The organism is Paenibacillus sp. Paensp38, from assembly GCF_059491915.1.
Map to the genome: position 1 here is coordinate 1277732 of NZ_CP168516.1, position 17094 is coordinate 1294825.

The 17094-nt window shown below is 51.7% G+C and carries 8 protein-coding genes; 7 read left to right on the top strand and 1 reads right to left on the bottom strand.

Annotated features, from left to right (window positions below; translation table 11 throughout):
• The first annotated feature begins 1 nt into the window (after window position 1).
• Together mtaB and ACEN8J_RS05800 are read left to right on the top strand one after the other, a co-directional pair.
• Window positions 2-1345, top strand: a complete 1344-nt coding sequence (gene mtaB / locus ACEN8J_RS05795) for a tRNA (N(6)-L-threonylcarbamoyladenosine(37)-C(2))-methylthiotransferase MtaB (protein WP_029515344.1) — start codon at window positions 2-4, stop codon at window positions 1343-1345.
• A 104-nt stretch (window positions 1346-1449) separates the two neighbouring features.
• Complete coding sequence (locus ACEN8J_RS05800) at window positions 1450-1884, top strand: NUDIX hydrolase (RefSeq protein WP_029515343.1); 435 nt, start codon at window positions 1450-1452, stop codon at window positions 1882-1884.
• Here the strand turns inward: ACEN8J_RS05800 and ACEN8J_RS05805 are convergent.
• Window positions 1874-2896 (bottom strand): Na/Pi cotransporter family protein, encoded by a 1023-nt coding sequence (locus tag ACEN8J_RS05805; RefSeq protein ID WP_069012562.1) that lies wholly within the window; start codon window positions 2894-2896, stop codon window positions 1874-1876. The two genes, ACEN8J_RS05800 and ACEN8J_RS05805, sit on opposite strands and share 11 nt — an antisense overlap.
• Before the next feature lie 394 nt (window positions 2897-3290).
• Here ACEN8J_RS05805 and ACEN8J_RS05810 point away from each other — a divergent pair, with 394 nt between their 5' ends.
• The 5 genes from ACEN8J_RS05810 to ACEN8J_RS05830 all read left to right on the top strand — a co-directional run bounded on the left by ACEN8J_RS05810 (window position 3291) and on the right by ACEN8J_RS05830 (window position 17094).
• Window positions 3291-4670, top strand: coding sequence for a class I SAM-dependent rRNA methyltransferase (locus tag ACEN8J_RS05810; protein WP_495594334.1), 1380 nt, complete (start codon window positions 3291-3293; stop codon window positions 4668-4670).
• 236 nt (window positions 4671-4906) lie between these two features.
• Window positions 4907-8473, top strand: coding sequence for a helicase-exonuclease AddAB subunit AddB (gene addB / locus ACEN8J_RS05815; RefSeq protein ID WP_495594335.1), 3567 nt, complete (start codon window positions 4907-4909; stop codon window positions 8471-8473).
• Complete coding sequence (gene addA, locus ACEN8J_RS05820) at window positions 8470-12489, top strand: helicase-exonuclease AddAB subunit AddA (RefSeq protein ID WP_495594336.1); 4020 nt, start codon at window positions 8470-8472, stop codon at window positions 12487-12489. Before addB ends, addA begins: the two co-directional genes overlap by 4 nt.
• A gap of 28 nt (window positions 12490-12517) precedes the next feature.
• Window positions 12518-13702: an exonuclease SbcCD subunit D gene (locus tag ACEN8J_RS05825; protein ID WP_165149015.1), complete on the top strand. Its 1185-nt coding sequence runs from the start codon at window positions 12518-12520 to the stop codon at window positions 13700-13702.
• The gene (locus ACEN8J_RS05830; RefSeq protein WP_495594337.1) at window positions 13699-17094 is read left to right on the top strand and encodes an AAA family ATPase; all 3396 of its coding nucleotides are present in this window, start codon (window positions 13699-13701) and stop codon (window positions 17092-17094) included. The genes ACEN8J_RS05825 and ACEN8J_RS05830 overlap by 4 nt, the downstream gene beginning before the upstream one ends.

The window sequence follows — 17094 nt, forward strand, 5'->3', positions numbered from 1 at the left end:
TATGCCGTCAGTGGCATTTTACACATTGGGCTGTAAGGTAAACTTTTATGATACAGAAGCGATCTGGCAGCTGTTTAAAAATGAAGGTTATGAACAGGTGGACTTTGATGAGCAGACCGCGGATGTCTATCTTATTAATACATGTACCGTTACGAATACCGGTGATAAAAAGAGTCGTCAGATCATTCGCCGCGCGATTCGCCGGAATCCAGATGCCATTGTGGCAGTGACGGGCTGCTACGCCCAAACTTCTCCTGCCGAAATTATGGATATTCCTGGCGTTGATCTCGTTATCGGGACTCAAGATCGGGACAAAATCATTCCGTTCGTGCAGGAAATTCAAGGGACGCGTCAACCAGTGAACGCCGTGCGCAATATTATGAAAACGCGTGTATTTGAGGAAATGGATGTGCCTGATTTTGCTAATCATACTCGGGCCTTTTTGAAAATTCAGGATGGGTGCAACAACTTCTGTACCTTCTGCATCATTCCATGGTCGCGGGGGCTATCCCGCAGTCGTGACGCTGCGAGCATTATTGCACAGGCGCGTCAACTGGTACACGCAGGCTACAAGGAAATAGTACTCACTGGTATCCATACTGGCGGTTATGGTGACGACATGGATAATTATGACCTATCTGATCTGCTGTGGGATCTGGAGAAAGTGGAAGGGCTGGAGCGTATCCGCATCAGTTCGATTGAAGCCAGCCAGATTGATGAAAAAATGCTTGATGTACTGAACCGTTCCACCAAGCTGGTTCGTCATTTTCATATACCGCTTCAGGCGGGGGACGACACTGTATTGAAACGGATGCGTCGTAAGTACACCACAGAAGAGTTTTATAACAAAATGCTTATGATTCGCAAAGCAATGCCCGATGTTGCGATTACAACGGACGTAATTGTCGGCTTCCCTGGGGAGACGGATGAAATGTTCCGCAATGGCTATGAGCTGATGAAAAAAATCGGTTTTTCAGAAATGCATGTGTTTCCGTACTCCAAGCGTAGTGGAACTCCTGCGGCGCGTATGGAGGATCAGGTGGACGAAGACGTGAAAAATGCACGAGTGCATGAGCTGATACAACTGTCAGAGCAAATGCAACTGGCGTATGCTGAGAGGTTTGTAGGTCAGGTGCTGGAGGTCATTCCGGAAGTTGCGCCGAAAGGGACCGAAGATAGCGGCATACTCCATGGATATAGTGACAATTATATTCAACTGGCGTTTGAAGGTACTGAGGATCTGGTTGGCAAGGTATGCCGCGTGAAGCTAACGAAGGCAGGCATTAATGAAAGTGAAGGCCAATTGGTTCGCGTACTGGAGAATGGGCTGCAAACAGCTCTGTAAGAACAAAAAAAGCCTGAAAAGGCAATAGAGATGGCAAACAAGGATTTCGCCTTTCCTTACAGAGAGGACGGAATCCTTGTTGCGCAAGGAAGGGAGATTACAGGATGGCAGCAAAAAAGGAAATTTCAGCAGGCGGTGTTGTGTTTCGCAAACAGGGGGAGCAACTTGAAATTCAGCTCATTACTGACCGATATGGCAAGGTATCCTTGGCTAAAGGAAAAATGGAGTTGGGAGAAACAATCGAACAGACGGCTTTACGTGAAATTCGCGAGGAAACAGGGTTGAACGGGCGGATTATCCAGCATGTAGATATGATTGCTTATACGTATCAGCATCCGGAATTTGGGGAAGTGGATAAAGAAGTACACTATTATCTTGTAGAGGCACTAGATGGGGATTTACAGGCACAAATCGAAGAAATTAAGGGAGTTGCATGGCATAAGCCTGAGGAAGCATGGCTTCTCCAGCGCCAGGGCGGATATGACAATAATGATGTCATTTTGAGCAAGGCGCTGTCCATGCTAGGAATTAACGTTTGATTCTGTGGGGAGATATACGATCCTCTAAACGCGTCCATACAGGTAGGTAGCACAGAGGCAAGACCAGCAGAGAGCTAATGACGTTAAACAGGGTTTGGGCATGGGCTACCTTGGCTCCGGGCTCGGTAGATATCCAGGCGGCGGCCATTTCTAGCCCAGGGATCAACGGCATAAAGAGCAAGGCTCCGCCTACGTTCAGCAGCACATGGGACCAGGCTACAAATTTGCCGGACACGCTGCCACCAACAGCGGCAATCAGGGCGGTTACGCAGGTGCCTACATTGGAGCCGATGACGATGGCGATCCCCACATCGGCTGGCAAGGCACCCGCAGCGGCAAGGCTGATCGCCATGCCAATAACGGCTGCGCTACTGTGAACCAGTGCGGTCAGGCAGGCACCCGCAGCGAAGGCCCACCACATGTTGGCCGCAGCGTGATCAAGAAACCAGCGGAATAGTCCGGCCTGCTCAATCCATGGGCCGACCGTTTGCATTACGCGGATACCCGCCAGAATCAGCGAAAATCCAGCAAATACGAGGCTGATATATTGTACAGCCTGCGGACGGCTAAGCCCATTGGAGCCGGGTGAAATTCCGGCAGACGCGTACTGGCGAACGGAGACGGATTCTCCCCACAGTACGGCGGCGCTCCAGCAGAGCAGTGAGCCGCAGAGCAGCGGAACAGCCAGCTTGCCAAGCTGGAGCCCCATCAGCTCGGTGGTGAGACAGGTACCGATATTGGTGCCAAGAATGATGCCGAGCGTACGGCCATAGGTCAATAGCCCGGCGTTGACCAGTCCGATCGTCAGCACCGTTACAGCGGTGCTGCTTTGCAACAGGGCGGTAATGCCTGAACTGAACAGCATACCCCGCCAAGGGGAAACGGTGGCGCGGTTCAGCCAACGGGTGAGGAAGGGGCCAGCCAAATGCCGGAGGGCTGCTTCCATCAGCTTCATCCCGCCCAAAAAAATAAACAGTCCGCCGCACAGCGGGAGTATAACATGTATAAGCACGGGCATAGCCCCCTTTTCTAGGTGAAAATACTTATGTAACAGCCTATGATCTGTCGAGGACAGCCATGACAAGCATGGCTAAGCTCTTTTTAGGAAAACGATAATTTTTGTAGTATCTTCACAAGCTTTAAAAGCGTGACGCCGATATACAGGCGGGCAGTAGCGAAGCGGATCATTTGAATCTGGAGAAGCGAGAGCGTTCGCCTGAAAGCTTTCCAAAGGAAAGCTGCTTCGGAAGTATAAACCTAGGGGGATTCTTACCATTAAAATCATTTATAAAATCCAAAGAATCCCCGTGCAACAGCGATCGTAAGATCAAATGATCCGCAGAGCCGCGCCCCTATCGAACAACGTTTTAACACTTTGAGTAATCCAAGAATGGGAGTGAAGGATTTTGCCTTCAGTAATATTAGAACGCAGCCGTAAAAAAAGGCTGGAGCACGCACACCCTTGGGTGTTTAAAAACGAAATAGCCAAGATCGAAGGAGACCCAGAGGCAGGCGATTTGGTCACTATCGTTAACCATCAGGGGCGTTATTTGGCGACAGGTTACTATAATCCGGCTTCACAAATTACAGTGCGTGTGATGTCCTACGAGCCGCTAGAAGCAATGGATCAAAACTTTTTTGCCCAACGCTTTCGCAAATGCCTGGAGCACCGCGAACGTTTTGTGACCGGGGGAGACGCTTATCGGTTGGTGTACGGCGAGGCTGATTTTTTGCCTGGACTGATTGTAGATCGATTTGGTGATGTGTTGGTCGTGCAGTTGTTAACGCTTGGCATGGATCGGCGCAGGGAAGAAATCAGGGATGCGCTCGTTGAAGTAGTGGGTCCTGTTGGTATATATGAGCGCAGTGATGTATCCATCCGTGAGTTAGAAGGATTGGAACAAACGAAGGGCCCTTTGTACGGTGATTGCCCGCGTCATGTAGTGGTGACGGAAAATGGCCTGCACATCAAGGTTGATATCGTAGAGGGCCAGAAGACGGGTTATTTCTTTGACCAGCGTGAAAATCGTGCGGCCATAGCACCGTTGATGACAGGTTGGGGAGCACGTAGTGGAATTACGCTACAAGAAGTTGCTACAGACTCAGGGGACGCTGGCACAACGGTCATGAAGCCAGTGAATAAAAGTGGTAAGGTTGTTGAATTCCCATTCTGGGACGGCGCAACCGTATTGGAATGTTTTTCACATACGGGAAGCTTTACGCTCAATGCCTGTAAACATGGTGCTAAAAAAGTAACTTGTCTTGATATTTCTGAGCATGCGATTGAAAGTGCGCGGGATAATGTCAAGCTGAACGGTTTTGAGGAACGCGTCGAGTTTGTCGTCGACGATGCTTTTCAATATTTGCGTAATCAGGTGAAAGGTGTAGAGGAACGCAATGCACGAGCCGGGGGCAAAGGAGATACGTCTAAGCCGCTGACAGCGGGTGGCGGACGCACCTTTGACGTGGTCATTCTTGATCCGCCAGCCTTTGCCAAAACGAAGAACGCTGTCAAAGGGGCTACACGTGGATATAAAGATATCAACCTGCACGGGATGAAGCTCGTTAATGAGGGCGGCTATCTGGTGACAGCGAGTTGCTCGTTCCACATGCGGCCGGAGTTGTTTTTGGACACCATTAAGGAAGCAGCGGCAGATGCCGGCAAAATCCTTCGTCTGGTAGACTGGAGAGCAGCTGGTAAGGACCATCCTCAAATTTTGGGTGTGGAGGAAGGCCATTACTTGAAATTCGCCATCTTTGAGGTGCGCAGCCGGACACAGTTGTAGTTTCATACAAAGTCAAAGTCAATCGCCCTTTTGGTGATTAAATAGGTAAAATAAACTCGTTTTAGGTATAAATCAGTCCTGTAGAGAAGGCGTGCACCAAGCCAATCTGCGGGACTGATTTATTTTTTAGAGGGAGAAAGAATTGCTACAACATGGCAAACGTACGTTCTTTTCTCTCTTGCCTGATATGCTATACTGTTTAATAGAATGTTGTTCGTTGGAAAGGAGGCCGCATCATGTCGGTCCGTTTGTTGATTGGCCGCTCTGGGAGTGGTAAAAGTACGTTAATCCGCAATGAAATGACGTCTATGTTACGCGAGGAGCCGCTAGGTAAGCCTATGCTGTTACTTGTACCGGAGCAATCGTCATTTGCTTCTGAGCATGCGTTACTTACAGAAGCCGGAAACGGTATTCATGGGTCGGTGCGCGCCCAAGTGATGGGATTTCACCGTCTTGCCTATTTAGTTATGCAGGAAACTGGGGGTTCAGCGCTGGTGCCTGTAACGGAAGAAGGCAAGAAGATGCTTTTATATAAAATTATTCGTCGTCGCAAGGATGAACTGAGTTTGTTTAAGGATTCGGGAGACCAGCTCGGCTTTGTGGATCGGTTGAATACATTGTTCACGGAGCTAAAGCAGTATGGAAATGATACTCGGTCTGTACCCGAGCAACTGGAGCGAATGAACGCTGCTGGAGAGTCAACTCCGATTTTGCGCGGCAAGCTCAAAGATATCAGTCTAATCTACGAGGATTTTGAACGAGAGCTGACGCTTAAATATATTGACGGTGAAGATACGCTGCGCATGCTGGCAGAACAGATTGCAGAGTCTTCCCTTGTGCGTGGAGCAGACATTTGGATGGATGGCTACCGTAGGTTTACACCACATGAATATAAAGTGGTGGAGCAACTTATGCTGCATGCCTCTTCGTTGACAGTGGCGCTGACTTGCAACCGCAGCTACGAGAGCGGACAGCTTCCGCATGAGCTGGATTTGTTTCATCCTTCGGCGGCTACGTATGTAAAGCTCAAAGGAATGGCAGACGAGCTGATGATAGAGACGCAGACACAATTACTTCGCCCTGATCCGCCGCCGAGATTTAAGGAGCGTCCGGCGTTGGCGTATTTGGAGGCTAACTTTGAATATCGTACAGGGTTACGGAATCAGGAACAACGGATGCGGCTGCAGCAGCTACGAGAGCAGTGGACAGAAGAACAGCCGGAAGGCATAAAACTGTATGCTGCGGCGAATCGCCGCGCTGAGTTGGAAGGTGCTGTACGCGAAATGCGTCGTTTAGCCCGAGATGAGGGCGCGCGTTATCGGGAGATGGCCCTGTTTGTGCGTCATATTGAAGATTATGAGTCATGGGTGGAACCGATATTCAAACAATATGAGGTTCCAGTATTTCTGGATCAGCGGAGAAGTGTATTGCATCATCCCTTAGTGGAATTGATTCGGGCTTCACTGGATATCGTGCAGCGACGCTGGCGATATGAGGATGTATTCCGTGCGGTCAAAACAGATCTTCTCCTGCCGCTGGATGGTCGGGTGAGCCGCGAGGAGATGGATCGTCTGGAAAACTATGTACTGGCCTGCGGAATACAAGGTAGCCGTTGGACAGACGGTCGCCCGTGGCAGGCTGTGCCCAGCTTGTCACTGGAGCTGGAGGAGCAGGAACGGAACCGTAGGCGGGATGAAACGTTGGATTTGATGGAGCTGTGTCGGGATGTAATCGTGACGCCTTTACGTGCGTTTGAGAAACGTGTGGGCAAGGCACGAACTGCACTTGAGAAGTGTGAAGCGGTATATCTGTTACTGGAGGATGCAGAAATTGGCCACAAGCTGGACGCCTTCATTCATCAGGCAGAGGAAGCAGGAAATCCTGAGCAGGCCAAGGAGCATCGTCAGGTATGGGATGCAGTGCTTGAACTACTGGATCAAATCGTCGAAATGATGGGTGACGAGAGGCTGGATACCTCTTTGTTTGCGGGTGTGCTGGAAACGGGATTGGCTGAATTCCGTATGGGACTTGTTCCGCCAGCTCTGGATCAGGTTCTAGTCGGAAACACGGATCGTACACGTGTGACCGGTATTCAACATGCTTTTGTGCTAGGTATGAACGAAGGTGTGATGCCGGCTGTGTTCCATGAGGACGGTGTGCTGAATGAGCAGGAGCGTACGGCATTAAACGAACGAGGCGTAGAGCTGGCGCCGGATATGACAAGACGTCTGCTGGACGAACGTTTTCTCGCTTATACGGCCCTTACTTCAGCCGGTAGAAGCCTGTGGATGAGCTATGCCGTGACTGATGAAGAAGGCAAGTCATTGTTGCCGTCTGAGTTAGTACGACATGTGCGGCAATTGTTTCCTAGTCTGGACGAACGCCCACTGGCTGGATACCCTTTGCCTGGGGATGCTTGGACGACGCAATGGGAGTATGCTTCTCATCCGTCCGAGGCTTTGCCGCAGCTTATTGCGCAATTACGACAATGGCGACGTGGCGGTGACATTTTATCTCCTTGGTGGGAGGTATATAACTGGTATGCCAGCCAGCAAGGGCGTGAGAAGGACAAGCTGCGTCAGCTGTTGACCTCACTTTTTTACGAGAATCATGCCGAAATGCAGAAGGAAACGAGCCGTCGTCTGTACGGCAGCAAGCTGCGTACCAGCGTATCTCGTATGGAACGTTTTGTGGCATGTCCATTTTCGCACTTTGCCTCTCATGGTCTTCGTTTGAAGGAACGTCAAATGTATCGCCTGAAGGCCCCGGATATCGGACAATTATTTCATGCAGCGCTTGGAGAGATGGCGATCAATCTGCGTAATCGCAATGTCAGCTGGGGCAGTCTCAGCACGGAGGAATGCCGCCAAGAGGCGGAAAGTACAGTGGAGCGTTTGGCTCCTCGTCTGCAAGGCGAGATTCTAATGAGCTCCAAGCGGTATGGGTACATTTTGCGCAAATTGAAAGATATCGTGAGCCGTGCTTCGTTGATTTTAGGTGAACATGCGCGAAGAGGTAGTTTTGAGCCGATTGGGCTGGAGTTGGACTTTGGGCCGGGTCAGCAGCTTCCTCCGTTAAGCTTCCGGTTAGATAACGGTGTTGTGATGGAAATTGTCGGACGGATCGACCGTGTAGATGTGGCAGAGGGAGAAAAAGGTTTACTTTTGCGTGTCATCGATTACAAGTCCAGCCAAAAGGATCTCAAGCTGCATGAAGTGTACTATGGCTTGTCCTTGCAAATGCTCACGTACCTGGATGTGCTGCTGAATGCGGCGGAGGAATGGTTGGGCGAGACTGCTTATCCGGCGGGTACGCTGTATTTTCACGTCCACAATCCGATGTTACAGTCGCCTAACGGTCTTAGCGAAGAACAGGCCCGTCAGGAGCTTTTGAAACGTTTTAAGATGAAAGGATTATTGCTTGCGGATCGGGATGTAGTTGGGCAGATGGATACATCATTGGACAAGGGATATTCTTCTATTTTACCTGTTGCGGTGAAAGCAGACGGTAGTTTTTATAGCAGTGCCTCGGTTGCTTCGCCGGAACAGTGGGACAGCCTGCTAGCTTCGGTGCGTAATAATATTCGGACGATTGGTACACGGATGACAGAGGGCGATGTGGCCATTGAACCGTATCGTATCCAGCAAGAGACGGCATGTACCTTCTGCTCTTTTAAGCCTGTTTGTCAATTTGACGACAGTCTGGAGGGCAGTGGCTACAATCAATGGGGTAAACCCGGTAAGGATCAGATCTGGAATCTGCTGGGTCATACACAGGAAGGGAAAGGAGGAATGGACCAATGATAGGCATGTCAAACATTAAAGGTTTACCGAAGCCGGAAGGCAGTATGTGGAGCGATGACCAGTGGCGTGCCATTTCGGAATCTGGTAACAACATGCTGGTTGCGGCAGCGGCAGGGTCTGGTAAAACAGCGGTGCTTGTAGAGCGTATTATTCGTAAAATTGTCGATCCCCAGCTTGGCTTCAGTGTGGATCGGTTACTGGTAGCGACCTTTACGAAGGCAGCCGCCGCCGAAATGCGTCAACGGATACGCGAAGCGTTGGAACGTGTATTGGAGCAGGAACCGGAAAGTGAACATGTACGCCGTCAGCTATCGTTGCTGAATCGGGCCTCGATTACGACGCTTCACTCATTTTGTATGGAGGTCATCCGCAGGCATTATCAGGCCATTCCCCTTGATCCTGGTTTTCGGATTATGAATGAGCATGAGACAGAATTGCTGCGCCAGGAGCTTCTAGAAGAACTGTTTGAGGAGAAATATGAGGCTCATGATGAAGGCAGTACATTCCGCAGACTAGTCGACTGGTTTAGTGGAGAACGCACCGATGATGCGATGTATGTGCTTGTTCAGCGGCTGTATGATTTTTCTCAAAGTCATCCTTGGCCGGAGCATTGGCTGCGGGAGACAGCAACTGCATTTCGTGTGCAGGATGTAGCGGCTCTCGGAGAGACGCCTTGGGTTCGCAGCATTTTGGCGGATGCTGCACTTTCATTGCGCGGAGCAGCGAGCTTGCTGGAACAGGCGCATGAAACTGCTATGCAGCCCGGCGGTCCTGCACCTTATGCATTGACGCTGCAAGAGGATACGGCGATGGTGAAGGGATTGCTGCAGGAATTGGAGACGCAGCCGTGGGCATCTCTATATGATCATTTTCAGGCAGCTGCCTTCGGTAAGCTCAAGCCGGTCAAAAAAGATCAGACTGAGCCTGCATTGCAGGAACGGGTTAAGACGCTGCGCGAAGCAGCCAAAAAAATGATTACAGATATGAAGGCTTCCCTGTTTGGCAGGAGAGCAGAAGCCTATTGGGAGGAGCTACACGCCGCAGCTCCGTTGATGGACGAATTGGTAGAAACCGTGATTGTATTCGGGGAACGTTTTCAACAGCACAAGCAGTCAAAAGGGTTGGTGGATTTCGGGGATTTGGAACATTATTGTCTGAAAATATTACGACATCCCGATTCTACTCCGTACAAGCTACTACCTTCCGACGCTGCGCTCGAATACAAGGCGCAATTCGACGAGGTGCTGTTAGATGAGTATCAGGATACGAATACCGTACAGGAAGATATCGTTAGGCTGGTATCACGGGAGGAACCAGGTAACCGTTTTATGGTGGGCGACGTGAAACAGAGTATTTATCGGTTTCGGCTGGCGGAGCCGGGTCTGTTTTTGAATAAGTATCAACGGTACGGCATGCAGGAGCAGGAAGATGGATTTTTAATTGATTTGGCGCGTAATTTCCGCAGTCGGGAGGAAGTTGTCGATGCGGTCAATTTGGTGTTCCGCCAGATTATGAGTGTGGATGTGGCGGAAATTGAGTACGATGAACGAGCGTGGCTGGTACACGGCGCATCCTATCCCGACCCGTCGGATCAAGACACCGCATCTGTATACGCACCTGAGCTGCTGTTAGTAGATAAGGGTGGCCATGGTCTTTCCGAGGCTTCGGAGCTGTCCGAAACGGAGGACGAATCTGTTTTTCAGGAAAGTGAGCTGGCTGAGCTTGTGGAACTGGAAACGGCACAGTTAGAGGCTCGTGCGATTGCGCAACGGATTAAAGAACTGACCGGAGATACCGGACAACCACTGTTGATTTACGACAGAGGATTAAAAGCGATGCGCCCGGCAATCTACGGCGATATCGTCATTTTGCTTCGTTCGGCAAGCGTGTGGGCCCCCCTAATTGTAGAGGAACTGCGGCTTGAGGGCATTCCGGCCTCCGGGGAGCAGACGACAGGCTTTTTTAAAGCAACGGAAGTTGAGGTGATGTTGTCTCTGCTGCACATTATTGATAATCCGCAGCAGGACATCCCGCTTGCATCCGTGCTTCGTTCGCCGATTGTCGGCTTGACCGAAGATGAACTGGCACAAATTCGGTTGGAAAAGCCGGATGGATTGTTTTATGGCGCATTGCTGGCGGCGGCAGAGGCGGACCCACTGAAGGAGAGCGAAAAAGGGACCACTGCTGACATCATGGAGTTGGATCTTTTCCCTGAGGACTCTTTATCTTCATCTGACTTTGGTAATAGAAATAACGGGAATACGTTGTCTGCCCGACTACGTTCATTTTTGCATAATTTGGAAGCCTGGCGGCAGGAAGCCCGACAAGGTAGCTTAAGTGCATTGATTTGGAATGTGCTGGAGGAAACAGGGTATCTGGATTGGGTCGGTGGACTGCCTGGCGGCTCACAGCGTCAAAGCAATTTGCGGGCGCTATATGACCGAGCGAGACAGTATGAGACTTCAACGTCCAACCGAGGATTGTTCCGATTTCTGACCTTCATTTCCCGTCTACGGGAGCGAGGCGGTGATTTAGGATCCATTAGCGGGGGGACCGAACCCGATCAAGCTGTCCGCATTATGACCATTCATAAAAGTAAAGGACTTGAATTCCCTATCGTGTTTATAGCCGGGACGGCAAAAATGTTCAATCAACAGGATCTCAATGCGCCGTTTCTTATGCACAAGGAGTTGGGGTTTGGTCCTAAATATGTGGAGGAACAAAATCGTGTCAGCTACCCTACGCTGCCCAATTTAGCGATCCGCCGACGCTCACAGCTGGAGCTATTGGCTGAGGAAATGCGGGTGTTATACGTGGCGCTTACACGGCCGCGTGAAAAGCTGATTATGACCGGAACCGTGAAGGATCTAGCTTCACGCGCAGCGGGTTGGGCACGTGCCAAAGAGCATACAGAAACGGTCTTACCAGACTATATGCTGGCGGCAGGCCGCAGCTATCTGGACTGGGTAGGTCCCGCTTTGATTCGGCATCCTTCTGCTACTTTGTTGAGGGAAGCGGCAGGTGATCAAGATGGGTACTATCACAAATTGGAACATATGTCGGGAACAGACTGGTTATTTAAAATTGTGGCCTCGGAAACATTATCCGGCTCTCGTGTGAACTCAGATCATGAGGAAGAGGTGTCGGGCGAAGAGCGCCAAAAGAAGACAGAAGCACTGAGAAATGCGGAGCTAATTGACTTGAACGAAGAGAGTGAAACGGACATTGAAGCTGCTCTTTCCTGGACCTATCCATATGAGCGGGCCGGCAAGACGGCAGCCAATACATCAGTTACTGAGATGAAAAGATGGCTAGAAATGCAGGAGATGGGATCGGACGACTGGTTGAATCTATCTACCTCCGTACTAGCAGAGTTACCGGAGGATCGGGAGGATTCTCACACTGGGGGCAGTCAATTACACTTGCGCAGACCTAAGTTTATGGGGAATCAGCGACTGACTCCAACGGAACGAGGAACGGTCTATCATACGTTGATGCTGCATTTGCCACTAGATGGGGGGATGTGCGCCGAAGTTATTGAGGAAACAAAGGCTCGTTTGCTCAATCAGCGTATGTTACTGAATGTCCATGCAAAGGCGCTAGATACGAATAAAATATTACGCTTTTTCACTAGTGAGCTGGGTAGCAGAATGTTGGGGGCATCGCATGTTCAAAGAGAGCTTCCGTTTACTTATACCATGCGGGCAAACGATTACTGGAACCACAGCTTACCATCGATGTCACCAGGACAAGAAACAGATTCGGAAGGTGGACAGGACGGAGATAAAGTGCTGATGAACGGCATTATTGACTGTCTATTTGAAACTCCCGAAGGACTCGTGCTGGTGGATTATAAAACAGATCGGATATCTGAGTATCGTACACTGTCCCATTTAACAGACCAATATCGTTTTCAATTGGAGCTGTATGCCCGTGTGATCGAAGAAATTACAGGCAAAAAGGTTGCTGAGAAGTGGCTGTATTTTTTAGAAGCTGGAGAGAGTGTACAGCTGTAGTTATATAGCTAGGGAGAGGAGGAATAACATGCGGATTTTGCATACAGGTGATTGGCATTTGGGTCGCACGTTGGAAGGACGCAGCCGTTTGAAGGAGCAGGAGGCGTTTTTGGAAGAACTAGCGAAAATGGCTGACGATCAGCAGGCCGATTTGATAATGATGGCTGGAGACGTATACGACTCAGTCAATCCTTCGGCCGCAGCCGAGCAATTGTTTTATGAAACGTCTGCCCGTCTTACGGCTGGAGGAAGACCTCTAGTCGTCATTGCGGGCAATCATGATCAGCCGGAAAGGGTATCCTCGGTCACACCACTGGTGAGCGGGCGCGGAATTACATTGCTGGGATTGCCCCATGGGGAAGCGGTACGCGTTCGTACACCACGAACGGGTGAAATGGCATGCATTGCAGCCTTGCCATATCCCTCCGAGTCTCGTCTGAACGAGCTATTGTCTGAAGACGGAGATGAAACAGTCTTGCGCGAGGCATACAGTCGCCGTGTGGGCTTGCTGATGTCACAGCTGGGTACAGCATTTCGGCCTGACACCGTCAATTTGTCAATGAGCCATATTTATGTGCTCGGCGGGCTGGAGTCGGACTCGGAACGCCCGATTCAGGTCGGGGGGGCGTATACCGTAGATCCGTCTGCTTTGAGCATTGGGGCACAGTATACGGCTCTAGGACATTTGCATCGTCCCCAATATGTAAAAGGAGACGGGCTGATGCGTTACAGTGGCTCGCCGCTGGCTTATAGCTTTTCCGAAGCCGGACAAGCCAAATCGGTTACGTTAATTGACGTGGTTGCTGGCAAGCCTGCTCAGGTCGAGGAACTGTATATTACCAGTGGACGCCCATTAGTGAGGTGGCACGCACGGGGAGGTCTGGAGGAAGTATATCGCTGGCTGGACGAAGGACTAGATGCCGATGCCTTTATTGATCTGGAAATTACGCTGGATGAAGCAATGTCAATGGGAGATATTCAGCGGCTGCGCAAAAGCCGTGAAGGTATCATTCATATTCGCCCCATGTATCCAGAAATGGCTGCCGCACAGCTGGAGCACCAACGATCAGAACTGCCAGTGCATGAGCTGTTCCGGGCATTCTATCAGCGGCAGACAGGCGGAGCACAGCCAGATGACGGATTAGTGCAGTTGTTTCTGGAGCTGGTGGAACAGGATGATGCAAGAGATCACGCTGAGGAGGAGGACGCATGAAACCAATCCTTCTAAAACTGGCGGGGTTGCAAAGCTACCGGGAGTCGCAGGAAATTCGCTTTGACGATTTGACCGAAACTGGATTGTTCGGAATATTCGGCCCAACGGGTAGTGGTAAATCAACGCTGCTGGATGCTATTACGTTGGCTATGTACGGTAAAGTGGAGCGGGCAGTGAATGGTACACAAGGCATTATGAATCATGCCGAGGATACGTTGTCTGTTGCATTTACGTTTGAATTAATGTCAGCTCAAGGACCTCGTCGTTACCGTGTAGAACGACGTTTCAAACGTGCTGGAGGCGTATCGGTTAATAATACGCTTAGCCGTTTTATTGCGTTAACAGAGGATGGCGAGGAAGTGCTTGCCGATAAGGTGCAGGATGTGACGCGCTGTGTGGAGGAGTATATCGGCCTGAAAATGGACGATTTTACACGAGCTGTCGTATTGCCGCAGGGAAAGTTTGCGGAATTCTTGTCCTTAAAGGGCAGTGAACGCAGACAGATGCTACAGCGTTTGTTCCATCTGGAGAAGTACGGAGATCAACTTGCACAGAAGCTAAGCCGTCGTGTGAAAGATAACGATATCGCACTGAAAGCATTAGAGGCGGAGCAGCAAGGGCTGGGGGATGCGAGTGCTGAAGCACTTGAACATGTAGAGTTGCGTCTCAAAGAGGCGATTGCCAATGCAGAAGCTTCGCGTCACGAGCTAGAGCGTGTCTCACGTGAATCGGAGGCGCTAAACAAAACCCGTGAGCTGGTCATCGAGCTCAGCCAAAGATTGAACGAGCTGGAGCAGTTGGCAGCACAGGAGCCGGGCATTGCTTTACTGGAGCGTAAGCTTCGACAAGCAACTTCAGCCGAGGCATTGCTGCCTGCACTGACGGATTGGAAGGAAGCCATTGCTGAAGCGGAAAAACGGCATAAGACTGCCGAAGAAGTGGCAGTCCTGGCCGCTACCGCGCAGGAGGCTGCGCTTGTCTCTGCGCAAGCAGATGAGCAGGCCCGGCAAGCACTCAGTGCCGAAGAACCAAAGCTATTGCTTCGGATCGACCAACTAGAACAGGCGCTTCAACTGGAGCGTGATACGGAAGCGTTGCGGACCGAACGGGACCGTCTGGCGGCCGAGCTTGTGCATAGCGAACAAATCCTTACTGAACATGCAGAAGGACTCGCAAAGGAACAAGAGCTACAGACGCGAGGCTTGAAGCGACAGCAGGAGCTTCAACAAGAGCTAAAGCAAAATGAAGTGCGGGCAGATGAGCGGCGTATGCTGCAAGAGGCTGTGCAACGATTGCAACAGCTGGAAATCGCGAATGAGCAATTGCGTGAAGCTGAACTGGAGTACACCGCTCAGGAGAAACGGCTTGCGCAAGCTGACGAACGTCTAAAGCTGACGGACCAGGAGACACAGGAGACGGAGGCACGGCGTTCTGCCCTTGCTGCACAGGCAGCTGATGGCATTGAGGCATTGCTGACGTTGGAGGCAGAAATCACCGCCGATATGTCGTCACTGGCTGCCGAGGAGGAGCAGCTGCGCCACGAGCTCCGTGCCGAGGAGCTGGGGCGTCTCGCTCAGCATCTCGCTGCCGAGTTGCGCGAAGGCGAGCCGTGCGCAGTGTGCGGCTCGCTGCATCACCCCGCGCCTGCCGTTGCCGCGGCGCATAGCGCGGATGCCGCTGCGCCGGATGAGCTGCAACGCCTGCGTCTCGGTTTGCAGGAGCTGCGCCTCATACTGCGCCAGCAGTTGCACGAGCAACGCAGCTTTCTGGCGCAGCCCGCCACCGCAAACAGTGGCGCTGCCGCCACGGGCGAGCCTTTCACGCCTGCGGCAGCGCCAGCAGAGCCGCGTGGTGCCGCAGCATGGGCGGAGCGCTGCGCGGCGCTGGAACGTGCTGCAGCCGAGCTAGCCGCACGTGCGCATGCGCTGCCTGCCGAGGCACAGGCGCTGCGCGAAGCAGACGCCGCTGGACAGCAGCGGCGTATCCGTGCCGCCGCCGAGCAGGAGGCAGCAGCTGTAGCGCTGACGCAGGCACAGAGCAAGCGCGAGGCATGCACCACGCGCAGCGAGGGGCTGCGCGCCGAATGGGCGGCGCAGCTAACGGATGTCGCTCCGGACGAAGCCGCGGAGCGTTACCGCGCCATGCAGGAGCGCGATGGGCGCGCGGAAGAGCTGCGGTCCCGGCTGGAGACGAGTGTGACCTTCCTCGAAGAAAAGGCGGCGCGTGTTCAACAGATACAGCAGAGTATCATCGAGGAAGACAAAATCATTATTGCCCGTCGTACAGGGCTCCAAAGCAAAGATGATTCGCTTCGCGAAAAGCTGGCCCAGCTCCGAAAGTGGGTTGGAGATGGCCAAGCGGCTTCATTGCTGGAAGAAGCGACCTCGCGACTGTTGGGGCTGAAAAACGGAGCCGAAGTCGCGGCACGACAACGTACTGAAGCGGAAGAACGCAAGCAGCAAGCCGTTCATGCTTCACTGATTGCCCGGCAGGCCTCCGACTCGGCAGAAGAAAGACGTCAGATGGCAGAGTCCCGTTGGGGCAGTCGTCTGGAAGCCTCCTCTTTTGCTACGGAAGCAGAGGTTATGGAATGCTGCCTGGGACCGGAAGAAGCCGCACGCTATGAGCGTGAAGTGAGTTTACATCGAGAACGGGAAAAGGAGATGTCTTCCCGCTTAAAGCATGTCGAAGAGCAGCTGAATGGAGCAACGGTAACAGAGGAACAGTGGGAAGCGGCCACTGCACAGCTACGTGATTGCCGTGCACGCGATGAAGAGGCGCTTCAAAATCGCGCCAAGGCTGAGCGTGATTTAGAGGACTTGCAGCGTCGGCACGTCCGCTGGATGGAGCTGGAGTCCAATCGTGTACATTTGCGTAGTGAAGCGGAAAAAATGTCCAAGCTCCAGACTGTTTTTCGCGGCAATGCCTTTGTTGAATATATTGCTGAGGAGCAGCTCATGCAGGTCAGTCAATCGGCTTCACGCCGCCTGCGTTTTCTGACCAAGCAGCGATACGCGCTAGAGGTAGATTCCAGCGGTGGTTTTGTCATTAGTGACGATGCCAACGGTGGGGTCAAACGTCCGGTATCGACCTTGTCCGGTGGCGAAACGTTCCTGACCTCCTTGTCGCTTGCGCTTGCGCTGTCGGCTCAAATTCAATTGCGGGGCCAGTACCCTCTGCAATTTTTCTTTCTGGATGAAGGCTTTGGAACGTTGGACCCTGAGCTGCTTGACACGGTGATCACCTCACTGGAAAAGCTGCACCACGATCAATTGTCTGTTGGTGTGATTAGTCATGTGCCTGAACTACGGGCCCGTCTTCCGCGCAAGTTGGTTGTTCTTCCAGCAGAGCAGGCTGGAGGCGGATCACGTGTGGTTATGGAAACTTTTTGA